This window comes from Paenibacillus sp. F024, assembly GCF_057814255.1.
Genome location: NZ_JBVASZ010000028.1, coordinates 1 through 17,489, shown reverse-complemented (window position 1 = coordinate 17,489; position 17,489 = coordinate 1). Strand labels below are relative to the sequence as shown.

The following is a 17,489-nucleotide window of genomic DNA, read 5'->3' as shown; positions in this document are numbered from 1 at the left end:
GTTTCTACCGAACTGCGTTGATCAAATCACTCTCCATCACATTCTCCAATTCGTGCAGCGAAAGCACCGTGGCATACTTGGCATTCAAGTCAAAAAGATTAGTGCAATGCGAGAAATAGGATCGGTCGAAGCAACAATCGTCTATAACAAACGTGGAGTAACCGTTAGAGTGTGCATCCACCGCAGATGCGCGAACACATCCCGACGTAGACACTCCGCATAGGATTAAAGTGTCTATTCTTTCTTTGACTAAATAGGCCTGAAGAGGCGTCTGAAAAAAAGCGCTAGCTTTCGTTTTTTCCAAAATCCACTCCCCTTCTTGGGGTGCAACCGGTTCGGGAAATTCATTATACTTCGAATCAAATGAAACAGCCCGTTTCGATTTCGTGGCCTTTCCCGCAAACCATTGATTGACGGTAGAAGACCGAGTATGCACGACAGGGAATTGCTTGCTGCGAAAAAGCCCGATGAGACGACGAATTCTCGGGATAGCTTCCCAAGATGCCGGTCCGCAAGCCGTCGGGAACTCCTGAATCGCCTCCTGCAGAGTAAGAAATTCGGAGCCCGTAAATCCATACGTTACGTCAATGACGATCAGAGCAGGCCTTTGACCCAGCTGTAAAGTCCCTAGAAATCCGGCTTTTTGATATGTCAGCCGTTCCTCCTCCGGTATTACTTTCATCCATTCTTTTATTGAGAGCTGCTCTTCAGTCATTTCATCCCCATCCTTTCAGCACATCAGCACACGTGATATCTTCGACCGGTCGCAAACTCGTCCTCCCTCGTCTCCAACTGCTCCTGTGTCATCAAGTGTTGTTCGAGCAAAATCCTTTCAAAAGCCTCCCCCCAAAGATGATAGTAAGAGGAAACGACATCCTCATCCGGATGGCCACTCTCGGCTTCGCCGATTTCTTTGACAAATTCACTGTTAAATGCCTTCCACGGATAAACTCCTTTTTCGGCCATGAGCACCGCCATGGCAAAAATTCGGCTTTCCCATGGATTATGGAAAATAAGCTCTCCATTTTCACGCGGCAATTTCATCGATTCTTCCAAGTCTTTCATGAAGCTTTTCGTATCTCGGTTCATCACAGGACTCCTTTACTTTCATGATTTGGCAAGCTTTACTTTGGATACTCCAATCATCGAATCCCGGGTCACAAGACCGGCAAGCTCCTCCTCCTTCATGAGCTCTGTTCCATGTGGCCGCTCCGGCAAAATAAGATAACGAACCTCCGCATTGCTGTCCACTACACGGATTTCTACGTCCTTATCGATTTCCAACCCGAACTCACGAAGCACACTTCTCGGATCCATAACCACTCTGGAGCGATAAGCCGTACTTTTATACCAGGCGGGAGGCAAGCCCAATAACCCCCATGGATAACAGGAGCACAGCGTACATACAACCACATGATGAATATCCGGCGTATTTTCCAGAACCACCAATTTATTTTTCAGCAGATCGCCAAATCCCAATTCGGCGGCGGCTTGATGTCCGTCTTGCAAAAGCCTTTGCTTAAACTCGGGATCAACCCAGGCTCGTGCGACAACCTTTGCCCCATTCATTGGTCCGATATCGGAAACATAATGCTGAATTAATTCATCCACCTCTTGTGCCGAAATCAAACCTTTCTCGATCAATAAGGATTCGATAGCCATGGTCCTTACTTCATCAAACGATTCCGGCAGACCGTGATGATGGTCGTGATCATGATGGTGGTGATCGTCATGATTTTTCATTCTTTAATCCTCCCAACTCCAAATAATCTTCCCACATTTCGATATAAAGCTTGTCTTTGGGCGAGGCGTCTTCTCCCCACAAATCTTGGGCCTCAAACCGAACCCGATAGACCGTCTGATAAAGATCTATTCCTTCTTGAACTCTGGCATCGGGCAAAATAAAGCTTCCATGAATCGCTTCGACCACTCCCTGCTTCCCGCGGACATACCTTGGAGCACGCGTATGCCCCAACGGAGACATCACCTTCACCCTCACCAGCGTACCCGGCGAATATTTAGGCTGGACAAATTCGTTTTTCTGCTCAGATCCGGTTGTCGCGGGGATGGCAAATCTCCTTTGGGTCGAAGGGACTTGAGGCAGTATATTTCGATAGGGCTGCAAATGAGACCTATAAGGCAAGGCTTCCGGGGAGATCTGAGCGGCTTTCACCTCAACCTCTTTCTCCGTAAGCACTCCTCTTTCAATTAATAAGTGTTCCATTCTTAACAGCCAGATTTGATAATAGCTTGAACCCAGATAATAAACCGGATTCATTCGTTCAATAGCATGTCTGGATTCATCAATATTGTAGATTTTATGTTTCTTGCTAACCAACGTATGGATCGCCCTCATTCGTCCTTCCCATGGTTCATGAAAGACAGGTTCATTCTCCTCCCATTTCACCGGACCGAAGCCGTCCATACCGCCAACATCATGGATGCTGTTCATATCGCCAACTCCTTTCGGGTTAGATCCTTATTTGACCGCATCAGCATACCGGTTATCCATCACATCCGCAGGTTTTTTGGTCTTGGCTGCGGGGTTCGTTGCAGCCAATTCATCCAATAGGAATTGAACCTCGTTTTCGGGAATATGAAGATCCGTCGGCCAAATATTCTTATAAATCTGGTAAGAATCCTCCAGCACCTTTTCGTCCGTCAAGTTCATAAACTTCTTCAGGACGGCTTTGGACGCGGCATCATCGGTCTTCATGAGCTTACCGGCCTCTACAAATGCCTTCATGAAGCTTTCAATCGCTTGCGGGTCTTTTTCTGCAGAAGGACGATGGACGCCCATAACTCCATATTTCCCCAAGACCCCGTCGACTTCATTGAGATAGGCAACACGTACAAACCCCATTTGTTCAGCCTTTACCGTGGTTGGAGGAGTAAGAATACCCGCTTCGATTTTCCCTTCGTTCATGGCGGCCAAAATCGCCGGAGGGTTGCCCGCGTACAAAATTTTCACATCTTTCCCATGCTGCAGGCCAATGGATCGAATCATGGTGCGAGTGACATAATCGATAGCTCCTCCGGGGGTTGTCGAACCAATCGTTTGGCCATTTAACTCCTCCAATTTGCCGATGCTTTTCGCATAGACCCACATCGGAACTTCCCCATACGTGCCGATCACCTTGACATTCTCCGTCTTTAGGGCCGCATCGACGATGTTCGGTCCGGCAAAAACCACCTGGACATCACCCGATATAAGAGCCGCCACCGAAGCCGCGGGATCGAGAGAAACCTGTTTAACCTTCAAACCGTATTTGGCCCAAAGCTCGGTTTCCTGTGCAAAATAAATCGGGCCGGTTGACGGCGAATGGCCTACAGTAGCAACGGTCAGCTCTTGGAGCGGTTGATTCTCGGGCTTCGCCTCTGCCGCCGCATTCGTCGGGCTCGCATTAGATGTGCCGTCAGCACCGGAAGCTGTACCCTGACTACTCTTCCCGCAGCCGGTTAAAACGATAAGCATCACGAACAAGATCACAAACGCACCTTTGAATGTTTTTTTCACGGACTAACACCCATCCTTCGCTTCGTTTCATCATTCTCTTGATTGTTTTTTTCATCTTCAGTTGCAATCCGTCTTTACCTTGCTGATTCATTCAGCCCTGACGGTCAATGCCCTTTCACGGAAGATTTTGCAGACTCCGGAACCGGCTTGCGCATAAAATACATTGTCCCGAATATCAAAAGCGCGGCCCCCATACCTCCGAAGGCAAACGATAAACCCATTAAAGCAGATAAAGATCCGAAAAATAGAGGGTTTAAACCTGAAACCACCCGGTTCGACAAGCTTCGGATGCTCATTCCCATGCCTTGATTCTTTTCATCCAATACAACCGATAATAAGCGCCATGGGCTGGTTAATCCCTGTGCAAAGCCCCCATCCGAACATCACCACGATGATCATCCAGTACGGTTGTGCCAATGAAAGAAGAAGCATACACATCCCGCCGATGAAAATGCTGATGGACATCATAAAATGATAGGACATCGCCTTCAATAACAAACCGATGAACGGGCGAATCAGCATCGTAGCCGCAGCCGCCACTGCCAACGATGTTCCGATCTGCGAATGTGTCAGCGATTGTTCCGCCATGAACAGGGGCACGAACGTCATACGGGCATCGACCAAAACATACAACACTGCGTTCAAACCAATCGCCGCCCCAAACGACTTATTGTCACGCATAAGCCGGTATGCCGTACCATAGGACTTCCAGAAGCGGAATGTAATCTCCCGGCTTCGCTTCCTGCCTTCCTTCGGAAGCCATAGAGACAAAAGCAAGCCCATGAAGTTAAGGCCAACTAACCAACAAAACACGTAGACGAATCCACCATGCTCTGAAAAGAATCCGCCCGCCGCAGGACCCGCCAATTGGGCAAGCGAATTGACAAAGGTAAAATGAGACAGCAGACCCTCCCGCTTCCCTTTTTCCTCTTGCAGGCGGGCACTGATGGATACCGCAGCCTGAAGGGCGCTCCAAATCAATATGGTTCCGATACCATATAAGATTTGGGAAGCGATGATAGGGATGATCCGTTCGTAGATTGCCCCCATCAACAGCATCATACAACTGACGACCCCCACCGCACTTCCTGCAAATACAGACCGGCGCGGGCCTATTCTATCGATTAATCCACCAAGGGGAATCGCAAAAAACAGCGGCATAATCGATTGAACCGACATGAAAATACCGACAAAAGCCACATCGTATCCTCTATCGGCAAAATAGAGAGAGAGCATCGGACGCATCATGCTGCAGCTGAACCAATAAAAAACGGCCGAAATAAATATAATGATGAGTCCCGGGCTGCGCCATTTCATATCGTTTTAAACCGGTTGATGACTTGATCTTCACATTCGTATCTCACCACGAACCGACTCCTTCATCCTTCATCCAATTTCTCACCACAATTTTCTTATCGGTTCAACTCAAAAGCAAAAATGGGTTAGCATAGGTTCTATCGTGCTAGGTAAGACCCCTGTTTTACATGCGGGACCCCCCCATGAGCGCAAGACGGCTCACGACTTGTTCCGTAAATTTCGTGAGCTTATGCTCGTTCCATACCATATATACGGTACGGCCTGGAAGCAATGAAGGCGCCTTTTTCACATAAATGTTCTTTGAAGCAATATATCCGTCTTCATCCACCTCCACATGTTCGGTTTGCAGGTAGGATCGAGGGATGATGGCATTGCCGACGCCTTTTCGAACAAGCTCGATTAACAGCTCCATATTATCCACCCTTGCTATTACCCGCTGTCCCTTGATGTGCAGCATATCCATCAGCAATTCCAGGTTTTGTTCAATCGTACCCCTGTGCTGCAAAAGAACAAACGGATGTGAGGTTAAAAACTCACGAAAGTCTCTTGGAGGCTCATGACTGATCAACACGACATCCTCCTGCTGCAGCGGCAGCGAATGCACTCCCTCCGGCGGCTTGGTATCATATATGAATCCTAAATCCAACGCCCCCGACCTGATTAGAACGAGTATTTCACCTGATCCCGCCGTTGTCGTTTCTATAATTTTCGTCGGGTCTTCCGTTTGGCAAACAGACAAAATACCCGGTACATACTTCACCGCCAACGAACGCGTCACCCCAATTAAAAATGACTCGCCGAACGATGCATTCGATAAAGATTTTTCTCCTTGACGGATGGTGTTGATCGAACCGATGGCATATTTCAAAAAACAAACACCCGTAGGAGTCAGCTGCACACCCGACCTGCTTCTGACAAACAGAGGGAAACCTATTTTTTTCTCCAGGTTTTGCATTCTTGTGCTTACAGCCGACTGCGCCATGTACATTCTTTGCGAAGCTTTATTCATGCTGCGCTCTTCCGATACGGCAATGAAAATTTCCAAATCGACCAATTCCATCATCCACACCTCTCCATCATGTTTATGGATTTGTGACCATTGGATATCCAAACCTGCATTTTTCCAAGATACAAAGGTAATATTGTGTTAGAATTGTTTACATACAAATTATAACACACCTGATTTCAAGGATATATCTCCATTTAATATAACAAAAAGATATATAATGTTATATTAAATAACACATTAATAACACAAAATTAGGGGGGTGCTATGTTTATTCAAACCTATATGCCGTGGTTTGTTTTCTGTTATCTTCCAAACAAACAGGCGTCCGTCCATCGGTAAGATACCGGCAGACGAACGCCTCGCTTCAATGATATAACTTATTAATTCGTAACAGCAACCCATTTCCCTGACCGAATTAGAACAACCTCAGAACTGCTCAGACCATAGGGGTATTCACACCGGAGCTCCCTTAAGCCTCTACCTTTTCTGCGATCGCTTCTTGATAGAGCGTGTCGCCCTCATGTAAAGCTGCGATGATTTGATCCGCAGTCAATACCCGGCCGAACCCTCTTCTCATGGTCCGTAGCGTCGCTTCATGCGCAATCGCGCTGTCGGTAGCGTTGATATCTTCTCCGAATACGATATGATAATTCAGGAAGTAACCGGTTCTCGCTGTCGATTCACAGCAGAAATTGGTAAGCGTGCCGCAAATGATAAGCGTTTTCACACCCAAGTTGCGCAGCACGTAATCCAAATCGGTGCCGGAGAAAGAGCAGTAAGCATGCTTGGTCCGGATTACCCGCTCACCCGGCAGCGGATAAATCCCCTCATAAATGTCGGCCCCCGGGGAACCTTCCTTGATGGCGCCGCTTTTAATGGGATTCCAAAATTTGTAGAAATCGTGGGCGCAATCCTCCGCAATGTTATGCGCGGTATAAATTACAGGAACACCTGCTTCTCTGCAGGCTTCGATGGTTTTCTTTACTCGTGGTATCATTCGGTAGGCCTCGGGAACACACATAGGATGCGAAGGGTTTACAAAGTCTTCTTGAAGATCCACAACAATTAAGGCGCATTCTTCTTTTTTGATTTCAAACGTCCAATGCTTATCCGTATTGTAATCTCTTTCAGCAAAATCGATAAATTCTTTTTCACCGGAAAAAACACCCTTGGTCTCTAACTGGTCAGAAGTTAGCAATTCATCCTCCCTGCGCTTGTAAATCTGCAAAAACTCTGAAACCGCTTTACTGTCCACACAAAAACCTCCTTTAAAAAAGATATGATGTCAAGCTGAAATAGATCATCAACGTTGTTCTCCCTTTATTAAAGTATTCTGTATACACTGAACAGGAGTCATGTGTAATTCGATAACAGAGAGAGAACGGTTGATAAAAAAATAGTATCCTACTTTATGATCGCTGTCAATTTGACTGACACTAATCGTCAAATCCATGCAGTATATTTCAATTACCTATTATTTTTTCAAAGAACCGGTGAACTCGCTCCAAGTTATTAATAAAAAATCCTTTATCAAGGATGGAACGGATTTTTCGTTCGTATCCAAAAATAAAGGATTTCTTATAATATTGACCATCTTTACATCAAATTATAGATCCTGGCTTCATAAGGATTCAGCTTGAATGACTCGCTTTGAACCTGCTGCTCCGGATAGTTGGAGATGATGATTTCTTTAGCTTGTGAAGACACGGATTCAGGAAGCTCACAGGTTACCGCCTGATCCGAGATATTCAGAACAACGAGCCATTTCTCGTTATCAAGCACACGCAGGTAAGCGTAGATTTGCTCGTGATCTTCAAGCAAAGGCTCATAGCTTCCGTAGACCATCACTTCATGTTCTTTTCTAAGCTGAATGAGCTTTTTGTAGTAATAGAAGACGGAATCCGGATCGGCCAGAGCCGCGGCCGCATTGATTTCCTTATAATTCGGATTCACTTTAATCCATGGCGTACCGTTTGTGAAACCGGCGTTCGGCGAGTCGTTCCACTGCACAGGCGTTCTTGAATTGTCCCTTGCCAAATGAAGCAGGCTTTCAAAGACTTCTTGGGGATCTCTGCCTTTTCCCACTTCTTCCTTGTACTTATTTTTCATCGCAATATCGTTGTAATCCTCAATGGAATCGAAACGGACGCCTGTCATCCCGATTTCTTCCCCTTGATAAATATACGGCATTCCCGGAAGCGTATGCAGCATAGTCGCAAAGCATTTGGCGGATTCCACACGATACGTTGTATCGTTACCGAATCTCGTAACAAGTCTAGTGTGGTCATGGTTATTTAAGAATTGTGAATTCCAGCCCTTCCCCCACATGCCTTCAACCCATCTTTTTTGAATATCCTTGAACCGCAGCATATCCCAATGCGCCATATAATCGCATACTTCAAAATGGAACAACGTATGCAGCTCCCCGCGGTCTTCTCCAACGTAAAGCACCCCGTCCTCAGGTGTAACGAATGGAATTTCCCCGACGGTAAAAATATCGTAATGCTTCAAAACCTGATCATGCATCTCCTGGAGATATTCATGGATCCCCGGATTATTGCCCAAATAAGAAATATGGTCAGGATTCTCCGCATCTGGGAAGCCCGCTTGCTTGGCGAGAAGATTAATGACGTCCATCCGGAATCCGTCGATGCCTTTATCCAGCCAAAAGCGCATCATGTCGTAAATTTCTTCCCGTACCTTAGGATTCTCCCAGTTCAAATCCGGCTGCTCGACCGCAAAAGAATGGAAATAATATTCCCCTGTCCGGTTGTCATATTCCCATGTCGAAGGTGTAAAATACGATCTCCAGTTATTGGCTTCGTTCCGCCAAATATAATAGTCTCTTTTCGGATTATCCTTGGAGGAGCGCGATTCTACAAACCACGGGTGCTGATCGGACGTATGATTGACGACCAAATCCATAATCAGCTTCATTCCGCGGGCATGAACCTCTTGAAGAAGCCTCTCAAAGGTAGCCATCGTTCCGGCTTTGGCCATCACGGACCGGTAGTCCGATATATCGTAGCCATTATCGACATCGGGAGAGCCGTAGCACGGATTTAACCAAATCACATCGGCGCCGAGCTCACGAATATAATCCAGCTTTTGAATAACTCCCTCTAAATCTCCATAACCGTCCCCATCCGTATCATAAAAACTTCTCCAATATACTTGGTAAACGACCGCTTCTTTCCACCATGCCTTCTTCATGCTCTCACTCTTTCACTTATATACTAAGGATGTCATTATTAAATTAACGTATTACGGCGGCTTTTGCAATTTATCGCTCATTTGCCTTCATTGAAGTGAAAAAAATACCCTTCGGCCTCCACCTTCTCTATTTCCTGTCTAATGGCTTCAAACGTCTGACTCGCTTGCTTAGCAACCTCTTGTCCGGAGTGGACCTCTCGCATATTGATATCAATAGCCTTTAATCAATGTGGAAAAAAGCAGCAGCATTTTCGTTTGAAGACTTATTATTTACTACTTTTGCCGAAAATGACCAAGATAAATATCGACATCATCTCATGCCTTCGAAACCTTTGGTTTGACTTCACGGTTTTTGTATAATGAGCGTATGTCTGAATGTTCTAAAGGAGCTATCCATGTCGAATCGAAAATGGAATTGGGGAATCCTCATTCTTTTCATTATATTTGCCTGCCTGCTGCTCAGCTTCTTGTTATCCGCGCTGCGCATTCGGGAACTGGTTCAGCCCCTGAAATCAGGTGAAACAGGTGCGGATAGCCATCATATCGTGCTGATCTCCCAAGAGCTCGACAATCCGTTTTGGCGATCGGTAGAGCAAGGCGCCCGTGAGGCCTCCGAAAAATATGGGATGACGCTCGAATATACGGGGCCGTTCCGAATCCATCCTCCCGAGCAGATCAAGCTGTTGGAGAAATCCATTGCCGCCAAAGCGGATGCGGTTTTGATCCAGGGCATCAACGATCCATATTATCGGGCGCTGATCGACAGAGCCATGGACCTTGGGATTGCTGTCATTACCGTGGATACGGATGAACCCGGCAGCCGGAGATTGTCTTACGTAGGTACGGATAATCTGGAAGCGGGAAAAAAAATGGGCGAGCTTGTTGCACAAGCCGCAGGAAGCCAGGGCAGCATAGGTGTACTGCTGGGCGATGAAGAGGCGGACAATCAGCGGCTTCGTCTCGAAGGCTTTCGCTCCGTCCTCAGTCGTTATCCAGAGCTTCAGATCGTCGATGTTCGTTCGTCGAATATCTCCCGTCTTCAAGCAGCCGGACAAGCGGAGGATATCCTGTTAAATCATCCGCAGATCCGCTATATGATAGGGTTCAGCGCGCTGGATGGAGTGGGGATGATGGAAGCCGTCGAGCGTGTCAGGCCGCAAGAAGTGAGCATTTTCGCATTCGACGATTTGGAGGATACGAAAGAAGGCATCCGGCAGTGCAGGATCGTGTCGACGATTGTGCAACAGCCTCATGAAATGGGATTTGATGCCGTATCGATGTTGCACAATTATTTCCAAGGAAATAATCTGCCGCAGCAGCACTTTACTGCGATCGCTGTGCTTGACCGAAATACCGTCGGCAACGGAAGCGGAGGAAAGTGCCGATGACCATTCGACAAAAACTGCTGATCTTTATTCCATTGCTGGTCCTCCTTGCTAACTCGGTAACCTTCTTTTTGTTTGAAAGCGGGAAAATTGTACAGCAAAGCTACGATTTAATGATGGACCGCATCTTGTTATATAAGCAATCCGCACAAACTTCCGAGGACAACCTCCGTTTGCTTTACGGTTATTTGGTCAATCCCGGCGGAAGCAGCGAAGCTGAATTGGAGCAAGCACGTGCAAAGCTTCAGGAAATTCGGGACGGCTTTTCCGAAGCATCGAGCTCCTCTCTTCCTGCTTCAACCTTAACGAGCTACGTTCATTTGTTGGACACGCTTGTGGAACAGGAGCAAGCGGCGCTTGCAGCAGCAGAGGCTCAGTCACCGCGTGCTGCGCTGGCCCATTACGGAGAGGCGGAGAAGACAACCGGGTTTATCCGTGAGGAAGCGCAGCGTCTCGTGGATTTGGAGCTTGGTTACTATCAACCGATTTACAGACAAATTCAAAATGAAAATACGCTGATGAACCGTTTAGGCGCAGCAGTGTTTGTCATAAATACAGTGATGAGCATCGTTCTTGCGATCTGGATTTCCCGCAGCATCACCGGCCCTGTCAGCCGTCTTGTCCATAGGGCTAAACAGATGTCCAGAGGAAATCTGCAAGTAGATGCTCCGCCGCTGCGTTCCGGCGATGAGCTTGGCCTATTGTCGAATGCCTTCAACCGAATGTCGGAAGACCTGAAAGCCTTGATTGAGAAGGAGAAAGAAAGTCTGGAGAAAGACCGTCTGGTCAAGGAGTTAGAGCTGCAGGCACTACAAAGCCAGATTAATCCTCACTTTCTATTTAATTCACTCAATGTGCTCTCGAAGCTGGCTCTGTTGGAAGGCGCGGAAAAGACCAGCGATTTGATCATCTCCATGTCGAATCTTCTTCGCTATAATTTGCGCAATCTCGATCAGCCGGTTACACTTCAGGATGAGCTTGAGAATGTTAAAGAATACATTACGATACAAAAGGCCCGTTTTCGGGATCGGATCCGCATTGAGATGGATATCGACGAATCCGCGCTGCAGGAGCCTATCCCTTCCCTAACGCTTCAGCCGATTGTAGAAAATGCATTTGTACACGGCATTGGGAGCTTGGAAAAGGGTGCTGTTATCCGCATTCAGATTGCGCGTGGTCCGAAGGCTGTACGCATTGCGGTTTCTGACAACGGGAGCGGGATGACAGAGGAAGTCAGGCAAGCCTTGCTGCGGCTGGAAGCAGCCTCAAATAAAAAGAACTCTACAGGCATTGGAACGAGAAATGTGTTCAAGCGGCTGCAGTTATTTTACGGACAACCCGATCTTGTAGATATTGAGAGTCAACCTGCAAAAGGAACAACCGTAACAATTCGAATTCCCAATAGAAAGGATGGTGACCAAAACCATGTATCGGATATTGATCACGGATGACGAGGATTTGGAGCGCGAAGGATTGGAATGGATCATTCAGCGCATGATGCCGGACACCTTCCAAGTGATTCATGCCGAGAATGGCCGAATGGCGATCGAGCTTGCGGAGGAGCACCGTCCGCATATCGTGATGATGGATGTGAATATGCCCGGGATCCAGGGGCTCGAGGCCCTGCGGGAAATGAAAGAGCGTCTTCCGGATACGAAATTCGTGCTGGTGACAGCCTATGATTATTTTGCTTATGCTAAGGAAGCCCTTTCCCTCGGTGTGAAAGAATACCTCGTCAAACCCGTTAGGCGGGAACAGGTGGTTAAAACGCTCGAACAGCTTATTGGAGAGCTGGAGCGGGACAAACGCAAACGTATGGATGAGCTGGAGCTTAGACACAAAGTGTCACAGCTGCAGCCCATGGTCGAAAATGAACTGGCCTTAATGTTCATGGTCGATCAAACATTGGATACGGGCGTAGAGGAATTATCTGAATGGCTCGACTTCCCTCTCGATCAAGGCTGCGCAGTGGTGGTCGCTTTCCCGGAGCACGTATATACTCAAGACAAGAAGAAAATATACGATGTGATCCGCAGCTTTGCCAAGACACTCGGAGCAGCCTGCATTGTCAGCTCTTTAATTGACCGTCATATGGCCATATTCATACGAAAATCACCCGGGGTTCAAAATGACCTGTGGGAAGAGGAAACCAGGCGGTATGGGGAAAAACTGTGCGCTTGGGCCGACCGCCAGCTTGAGGTGGCGGTGTCCGTAGGCATAGGAACGGCTAGGAGCGGAGCGGAAGGATTACGCAAATCCTATTTTGAAGCGGTGTTTGCGTCCACCTATTTTGAGCATGGCGGGAAGGTGTGCCAATTTGACAAATTGAAGCAGGGATCCGGACTGGGCATACCCGAGTCGGAAAAGCATTCTCATCAAATGGAATCGCCCCACCGCTCCTACGTCATCTCCGCCCTTCAGCGAATCCGCGAAGAACGCGAACAGCAGACATTAAGCGTTTTGGAAAGAGCCAAAAATTATATACAAGCCAGATTCGCTGAGGAAATATCCCTTGAAGAAGTTGCGGACTCCGTCCACCTGAATCCTCATTATTTCAGCAAAATATTTAAACAGCAGGTGGGGGAGACGTTTATTGATTTTGTCACCGGCCTGCGTATCGATAAGGCTAAAGAGTTAATGGCATCTGAGCATTTAAGTCTTAAGGAAATATGCTTTATGGTCGGTTACAAGGATCCGAATTATTTTAGCCGCGTGTTCAAAAAAAATACCGGACTTACGCCAACGGAGTACCGCGATCAAAGCAAATAAAGCTTCTTTTTCCCGTCCATGCCGCTTACGTCATGGACTTTTTTATGTTGGCAGGACAAAAATGTGCTAGTTTTTCGTCCAATCGCCGCGGATAACGGATAGTGCAAATTAAATGCGGGAAGAACACTGATAAGTGAAGATGATTTCCGCTTCGATCCAGCGCTTCCCGTGATATAATGAAGCTCGTTTCTGAATAAGAAACAGGGTCAAACCGGGGATAAATCAATACGGATTGACGGAAAGGAGATAAACATCTTGGAATTAACTGCGAACAAATCCAATGAACAAGTGAGCATGAAGTTTGTAACGCTTGTTTCCATTGTTGCCGCCTTGGGTGGCTTATTATTCGGATTTGATACGGCTGTGGTATCAGGTGCGATTGGTTTTATGCAGCAAAAATTCAATTTAAACGATCTTCAGGTCGGCTGGGCCGTTTCCAGTCTGATTATCGGCTGTATTATCGGAGCCGCTATGTCCGGTGTACTAAGCGACAGGTTCGGACGAAAAATGGTGCTGATCTTCGCAGCGATCCTGTTTATCATCGGGTCTATCGGGTCTGCGATACCGGCAACCTTTACGGGTTATATAATTGCCCGTATCATCGGCGGAATCGGCATAGGGATTACATCTACCCTATGTCCGCTATATAACGCGGAAATCGCACCCGCCAAATATCGGGGGCGCCTGGTGGCTTTAAATCAATTTGCCATCGTTACCGGCATATTTCTTACGTATTTCGTCAATTTGTGGATTGCGGGATCGGGAGACGAAGCGTGGCAAGTCTCCTCCGCCTGGCGCTGGATGTTCGGCATAGGCGCCATTCCCGGCTTCCTGTTCCTGTTTCTTCTCTTCTTCGTACCTGAAAGCCCCAGATGGCTGATCAAGCAGGGTAGACCGGTAGAAGCGCTGCCGATTCTGCTGCGGATTCATGGCGAAGATTTAGCCAGACAGGAAGTGCTGGATATCAAGGAGTCGTTCAAGCAGGAAAGCGGATCAATCCGCCAGCTGTTTAAGCCGGGGCTGAGAGTCGCTTTGATTGTCGGGGTGGGGCTGGCTATCCTTCAGCAGATCACGGGCATCAATGCGATTATGTATTATGCCCCCGAGATTTTCAAAGCGACAGGAGCCGGCACGAACGCCTCCCTGATCCAGACCATTTTGGTCGGTTTGATCAATTTTCTTGCCACCATTCTTGCCTTGTGGCTCATCGATAAAGTGGGGCGCAAAGCTCTGCTGCTTGTCGGTTCAGCATCCATGACAGTGTGCCTGGTGGTCATAGGCGTCGCCTTCCAAACAGGGCACACAGCCGGGCCGGTAGTATTGATCTTTATATTGCTTTATGTAGCTTCCTTCGCCATCTCTCTCGGTCCGGTGGTATGGGTAATCATGTCCGAAATTTTCCCGAACCGTATCCGCGGAAAAGCTACGGCCATGGCGGCCATGGCGCTGTGGGCAGCCGATTACGTCGTATCTCAATCGTTTCCGCCGCTGCTTAGTTCTGCGGGACCGGCGATTACCTTCTGGATCTTTGGAGCCATGGCCTTATTCACCTTCTTCTTCACCTGGCGCATTGTACCCGAGACGAAGGGCAAATCGCTTGAAGAAATCGAAACCTTATGGGAAGCAAAAAAAGCTTAATCGTATTGTTAAAATGCCGTACTCCATGTACGGCGTTTTTTTTATGTAGGGCAAAGTAACCTCCGATATATTAAGAAGACAGCTGTCCGGTGAACATAGTTATAGACTGGCAGCGGCGTTAAACCAACGGGCAGAAATCTTAAACTAAGGTTTTGTTAAATTACAATGTGGATTTTGACCAAAGGAAAACCGCCCACTGAAAAGGGGCGGTTACTTAACAAACGCTTAAAAGCTACGATTCATTTTGTTTTCAAAGAAATCATTTAATTGCGTCCCCTCAACTACATACTTCATTTGTTTGTAGTCTGAGTTTAAATCATTTCTTGTGATGTATATATCCTTTTTGTCATACTGAATTCGTATTTCAGCGTTAGATTTTAATTCAAACACAATCCCCGCACTAATGTTTGGATTGACGACTTGTACTTCTCTAATCCTGTTTGTTGGCACTGAATTAATCCAAGAACGAATTTGATTAATTTCTTCTTGGCTTAAATTCACATCCTCTTGTTTCCATGTTACACCATCAAGAATCCACTTTGTCATGTTTACCTTTACCACTTCTTCGTTACTTGCTATTTCTTTATTAAGAATTGCAGGTCCTTCAATCGGCTTTTCGCGGTTGTATAAAAATAACAATAACAGTCCAAATGATACAATTCCCAAAAGTATAGCAACAGACAGTTTGTTTTTGTTAACCATTGCTTCCCTCCTTAACTTGGAAATTTTATGTAATTATAATACGTTGAAAAATTGATGCAGTTGCGCTGTTTGAATATTTCGATGCTTTAGAGCCACCATTCCGATGAGTAATGAGCCAGCCTTCCGGAGAAATTGAGCCACCCTTCTGGTGCTGGGAGCCACCCATTATCGAGGCAGATATGGTGCGGGAATCAAGGGCGAGCGTAGCGAGTTCATCTTGACCCTTGAATCCCTCTCCAGCCCAAGATCCTGTCATAGGGTGGTCTTGACTAAGACCACTATGATGGGGAAGCGCCGGAAAAAACCAAGGTCAAACAGGATTTTTTGATCGAATTAGCCTCAAAGGAACGATTGACTGAAGGTTCCATACTAAAAATTTCTGGGGAGTATGATGTTAAAGTCAATGATTATTTCGTTAAAATTTCATACAAAGACGAGCCAGATGTGATTTATGTTTATCATAAGAATAAAAATCAAGCTTTCTTTTTGAGTAATATAATAACACCAGTTTTCTGTTAAACGTTAATTTTACCGGGCTCTGCTTATGTGCTTACATTAATATATATCATTATTACTTTTAATAAAAATACTAAATGTTCAGTTCATGGAATTTATAGCATCCTTTATCCCCACCTCCGAATAACGAAAAAACTACTAGAGCCTATATAGATCAACCAGACTGTTTATAGGTATTTATTAAACACAAAGACCGCGGTTTCCCGCGGTCTATATCTATTATATGCAATTTTTATAAAATGGTCGGGACGACACGATTTGAACATGCGACCCCCTGGTCCCAAACCAGGTGCTCTACCAAGCTGAGCTACGTCCCGATAATCTATTTTATGCCGGTAGAGGGACTTGAACCCCCACGGTTTCCCTCACGATTTTGAGTCGCGCGCGTCTGCCAATTCCGCCATACCGGCTTGCAGAATTCACTACGTGTCCTGAGAGATGCGGCCTTGTGGCCGACTACGATGTTATCCTACCGAAGCTTATGCTCCGACGAACTCCATCGTTCTCATCTAGCTCAATTCACTTGTTTCACTACGTGCCCTGAGAGATGCGGCCTTGTGGCCGACTGCGATGTTATCCTACCGAAGCTTATGCTCCGACGAACTCCATCGTTCTCATCTAGCTCAATTCACTTGTTTCACTACGTGCCCTGAGAGATTCGAACTCCCGACCTTTTGATTCGTAGTCAAACGCTCTATCCAGCTGAGCTAAGGGCACATATTCATAATGGAGCGGAATACGGGATACTCTTCGTTATACTCCGAGACTGCGAAGTATTCCTAACGAAGCTTATGCTCCGACGAACCCAATGGGTTCTCACCCTGTTCTCCATATAAGTAATGGAGCGGAAGACGGGATTCGAACCCGCGACCCTCGCCTTGGCAAGGCGATGCTCTACCCCTGAGCCACTTCCGCAAGATATTTGATTGGTTGCGGGGGCAGGATTTGAACCTGCGGCCTTCGGGTTATGAGCCCGACGAGCTACCGGGCTGCTCCACCCCGCGATAGATAATGGTGAACGCTGACGGGATCGAACCGCCGACCCTTACCCTGTCAAGGTAATGCTCTCCCAGCTGAGCTAAGCGTTCATAATATGACCCGTAGGGGATTCGAACCCCTGTTACCTCCGTGAAAGGGAGGTGTCTTAACCCCTTGACCAACGGGCCTCAATCTATGTATTTCTTTGTAAGAAGTGGCTCCCCGAACAGGACTCGAACCTGTGACAACTCGATTAACAGTCGAGTGCTCTACCAACTGAGCTATCAGGGAACATTATGTTAAACCCTGCTTTAGGCAGGCTCGCTTGGCGACGTTCTACTCTCCCAGGACCCTGCGGTCCAAGTACCATCGACGCTGGAAGGCTTAACGGTCGTGTTCGGTATGGGTACGCGTGGTTCCCTTCCGCCATCATCACCAAACTAAG

The 17,489-nt window shown here is 47.0% G+C and carries 14 protein-coding genes, 8 tRNA genes and 1 rRNA gene; 4 read left to right on the top strand and 19 right to left on the bottom strand.

The genetic code is table 11. The annotated features are described in order from the left end of the window. Positions 1-4: 4 nt before the first annotated feature. The 9 genes from ACZYR9_RS21670 to ACZYR9_RS21630 form a co-directional block, all read right to left on the bottom strand. Positions 5-715 carry a cysteine hydrolase family protein gene (locus tag ACZYR9_RS21670; RefSeq protein ID WP_488980535.1) on the bottom strand — a complete coding sequence of 237 codons (711 nt, stop codon included), beginning with the start codon at positions 713-715 and terminating at the stop codon, positions 5-7. A 23-nt stretch (positions 716-738) separates the two neighbouring features. After that, positions 739-1,089, bottom strand: coding sequence for a nitrile hydratase accessory protein (locus ACZYR9_RS21665; RefSeq protein WP_488980534.1), 351 nt, complete (start codon positions 1,087-1,089; stop codon positions 739-741). A gap of 18 nt (positions 1,090-1,107) precedes the next feature. Then, positions 1,108-1,743, bottom strand: a complete 636-nt coding sequence (nthA, locus tag ACZYR9_RS21660) for a nitrile hydratase subunit alpha (protein ID WP_488980533.1) — start codon at positions 1,741-1,743, stop codon at positions 1,108-1,110. After that, on the bottom strand, positions 1,730-2,452 hold the full coding sequence (gene nthB, locus ACZYR9_RS21655) for a nitrile hydratase subunit beta (RefSeq protein WP_488980532.1): 723 nt from the start codon (positions 2,450-2,452) through the stop codon (positions 1,730-1,732). Before nthB ends, nthA begins: the two co-directional genes overlap by 14 nt. A gap of 27 nt (positions 2,453-2,479) precedes the next feature. Continuing rightward, positions 2,480-3,517 (bottom strand): ABC transporter substrate-binding protein, encoded by a 1,038-nt coding sequence (locus ACZYR9_RS21650; RefSeq protein WP_488980531.1) that lies wholly within the window; start codon positions 3,515-3,517, stop codon positions 2,480-2,482. 315 nt (positions 3,518-3,832) lie between these two features. Beyond that, a complete protein-coding gene (locus ACZYR9_RS21645) occupies positions 3,833-4,834 on the bottom strand; it encodes an MFS transporter (RefSeq protein ID WP_488980530.1) in 1,002 nt (333 codons plus the stop codon). A 163-nt stretch (positions 4,835-4,997) separates the two neighbouring features. After that, positions 4,998-5,897 carry a LysR family transcriptional regulator gene (locus ACZYR9_RS21640; protein ID WP_488980529.1) on the bottom strand — a complete coding sequence of 300 codons (900 nt, stop codon included), beginning with the start codon at positions 5,895-5,897 and terminating at the stop codon, positions 4,998-5,000. A 415-nt stretch (positions 5,898-6,312) separates the two neighbouring features. Beyond that, positions 6,313-7,098 carry a cysteine hydrolase family protein gene (locus tag ACZYR9_RS21635; RefSeq protein ID WP_488980528.1) on the bottom strand — a complete coding sequence of 262 codons (786 nt, stop codon included), beginning with the start codon at positions 7,096-7,098 and terminating at the stop codon, positions 6,313-6,315. A 341-nt stretch (positions 7,099-7,439) separates the two neighbouring features. Next, positions 7,440-9,056 carry a glycoside hydrolase family 13 protein gene (locus ACZYR9_RS21630; RefSeq protein ID WP_488980527.1) on the bottom strand — a complete coding sequence of 539 codons (1,617 nt, stop codon included), beginning with the start codon at positions 9,054-9,056 and terminating at the stop codon, positions 7,440-7,442. A gap of 395 nt (positions 9,057-9,451) precedes the next feature. On the opposite strand from ACZYR9_RS21630, the gene ACZYR9_RS21625 reads away from it, so the two are divergent. From ACZYR9_RS21625 to ACZYR9_RS21610, 4 genes are all read left to right on the top strand, one after another. Next, the gene (locus tag ACZYR9_RS21625) at positions 9,452-10,444 is read left to right on the top strand and encodes a substrate-binding domain-containing protein (RefSeq protein ID WP_488980526.1); all 993 of its coding nucleotides are present in this window, start codon (positions 9,452-9,454) and stop codon (positions 10,442-10,444) included. Continuing rightward, entirely contained in the window at positions 10,441-11,892 is a 1,452-nt protein-coding gene (locus ACZYR9_RS21620) for a sensor histidine kinase (protein WP_488980525.1), read from the top strand. Before ACZYR9_RS21625 ends, ACZYR9_RS21620 begins: the two co-directional genes overlap by 4 nt. Then, a complete protein-coding gene (locus ACZYR9_RS21615) occupies positions 11,867-13,210 on the top strand; it encodes a response regulator transcription factor (RefSeq protein WP_488980524.1) in 1,344 nt (447 codons plus the stop codon). Before ACZYR9_RS21620 ends, ACZYR9_RS21615 begins: the two co-directional genes overlap by 26 nt. 246 nt (positions 13,211-13,456) lie before the next feature. Continuing rightward, positions 13,457-14,848 carry a sugar porter family MFS transporter gene (locus ACZYR9_RS21610; protein ID WP_488980561.1) on the top strand — a complete coding sequence of 464 codons (1,392 nt, stop codon included), beginning with the start codon at positions 13,457-13,459 and terminating at the stop codon, positions 14,846-14,848. Positions 14,849-15,073: 225 nt separating this feature from the next. On the opposite strand, the gene ACZYR9_RS21605 is transcribed toward ACZYR9_RS21610, so the two are convergent. The 10 genes from ACZYR9_RS21605 to rrf all read right to left on the bottom strand — a co-directional run bounded on the left by ACZYR9_RS21605 (position 15,074) and on the right by rrf (position 17,484). Beyond that, on the bottom strand, positions 15,074-15,550 hold the full coding sequence (locus tag ACZYR9_RS21605; protein WP_488980523.1) for a hypothetical protein: 477 nt from the start codon (positions 15,548-15,550) through the stop codon (positions 15,074-15,076). A 756-nt stretch (positions 15,551-16,306) separates the two neighbouring features. Beyond that, positions 16,307-16,383 (bottom strand) — tRNA-Pro (locus ACZYR9_RS21600). Between the two features lie 13 nt (positions 16,384-16,396). Next, positions 16,397-16,476, bottom strand: a tRNA-Leu gene (locus tag ACZYR9_RS21595). A gap of 233 nt (positions 16,477-16,709) precedes the next feature. Continuing rightward, positions 16,710-16,783: transfer RNA gene (locus ACZYR9_RS21590), tRNA-Arg, on the bottom strand. A gap of 123 nt (positions 16,784-16,906) precedes the next feature. Next, positions 16,907-16,981 (bottom strand) — tRNA-Gly (locus ACZYR9_RS21585). A gap of 12 nt (positions 16,982-16,993) precedes the next feature. After that, positions 16,994-17,070: transfer RNA gene (locus tag ACZYR9_RS21580), tRNA-Met, on the bottom strand. Between the two features lie 8 nt (positions 17,071-17,078). Further along, a tRNA-Val gene (locus ACZYR9_RS21575) sits at positions 17,079-17,154 on the bottom strand. A gap of 6 nt (positions 17,155-17,160) precedes the next feature. After that, positions 17,161-17,232 (bottom strand) — tRNA-Glu (locus tag ACZYR9_RS21570). A gap of 27 nt (positions 17,233-17,259) precedes the next feature. Continuing rightward, positions 17,260-17,335 (bottom strand) — tRNA-Asn (locus ACZYR9_RS21565). A 32-nt stretch (positions 17,336-17,367) separates the two neighbouring features. Then, a 5S ribosomal RNA gene (rrf, locus tag ACZYR9_RS21560) occupies positions 17,368-17,484 on the bottom strand. Positions 17,485-17,489 lie beyond the last annotated feature (5 nt).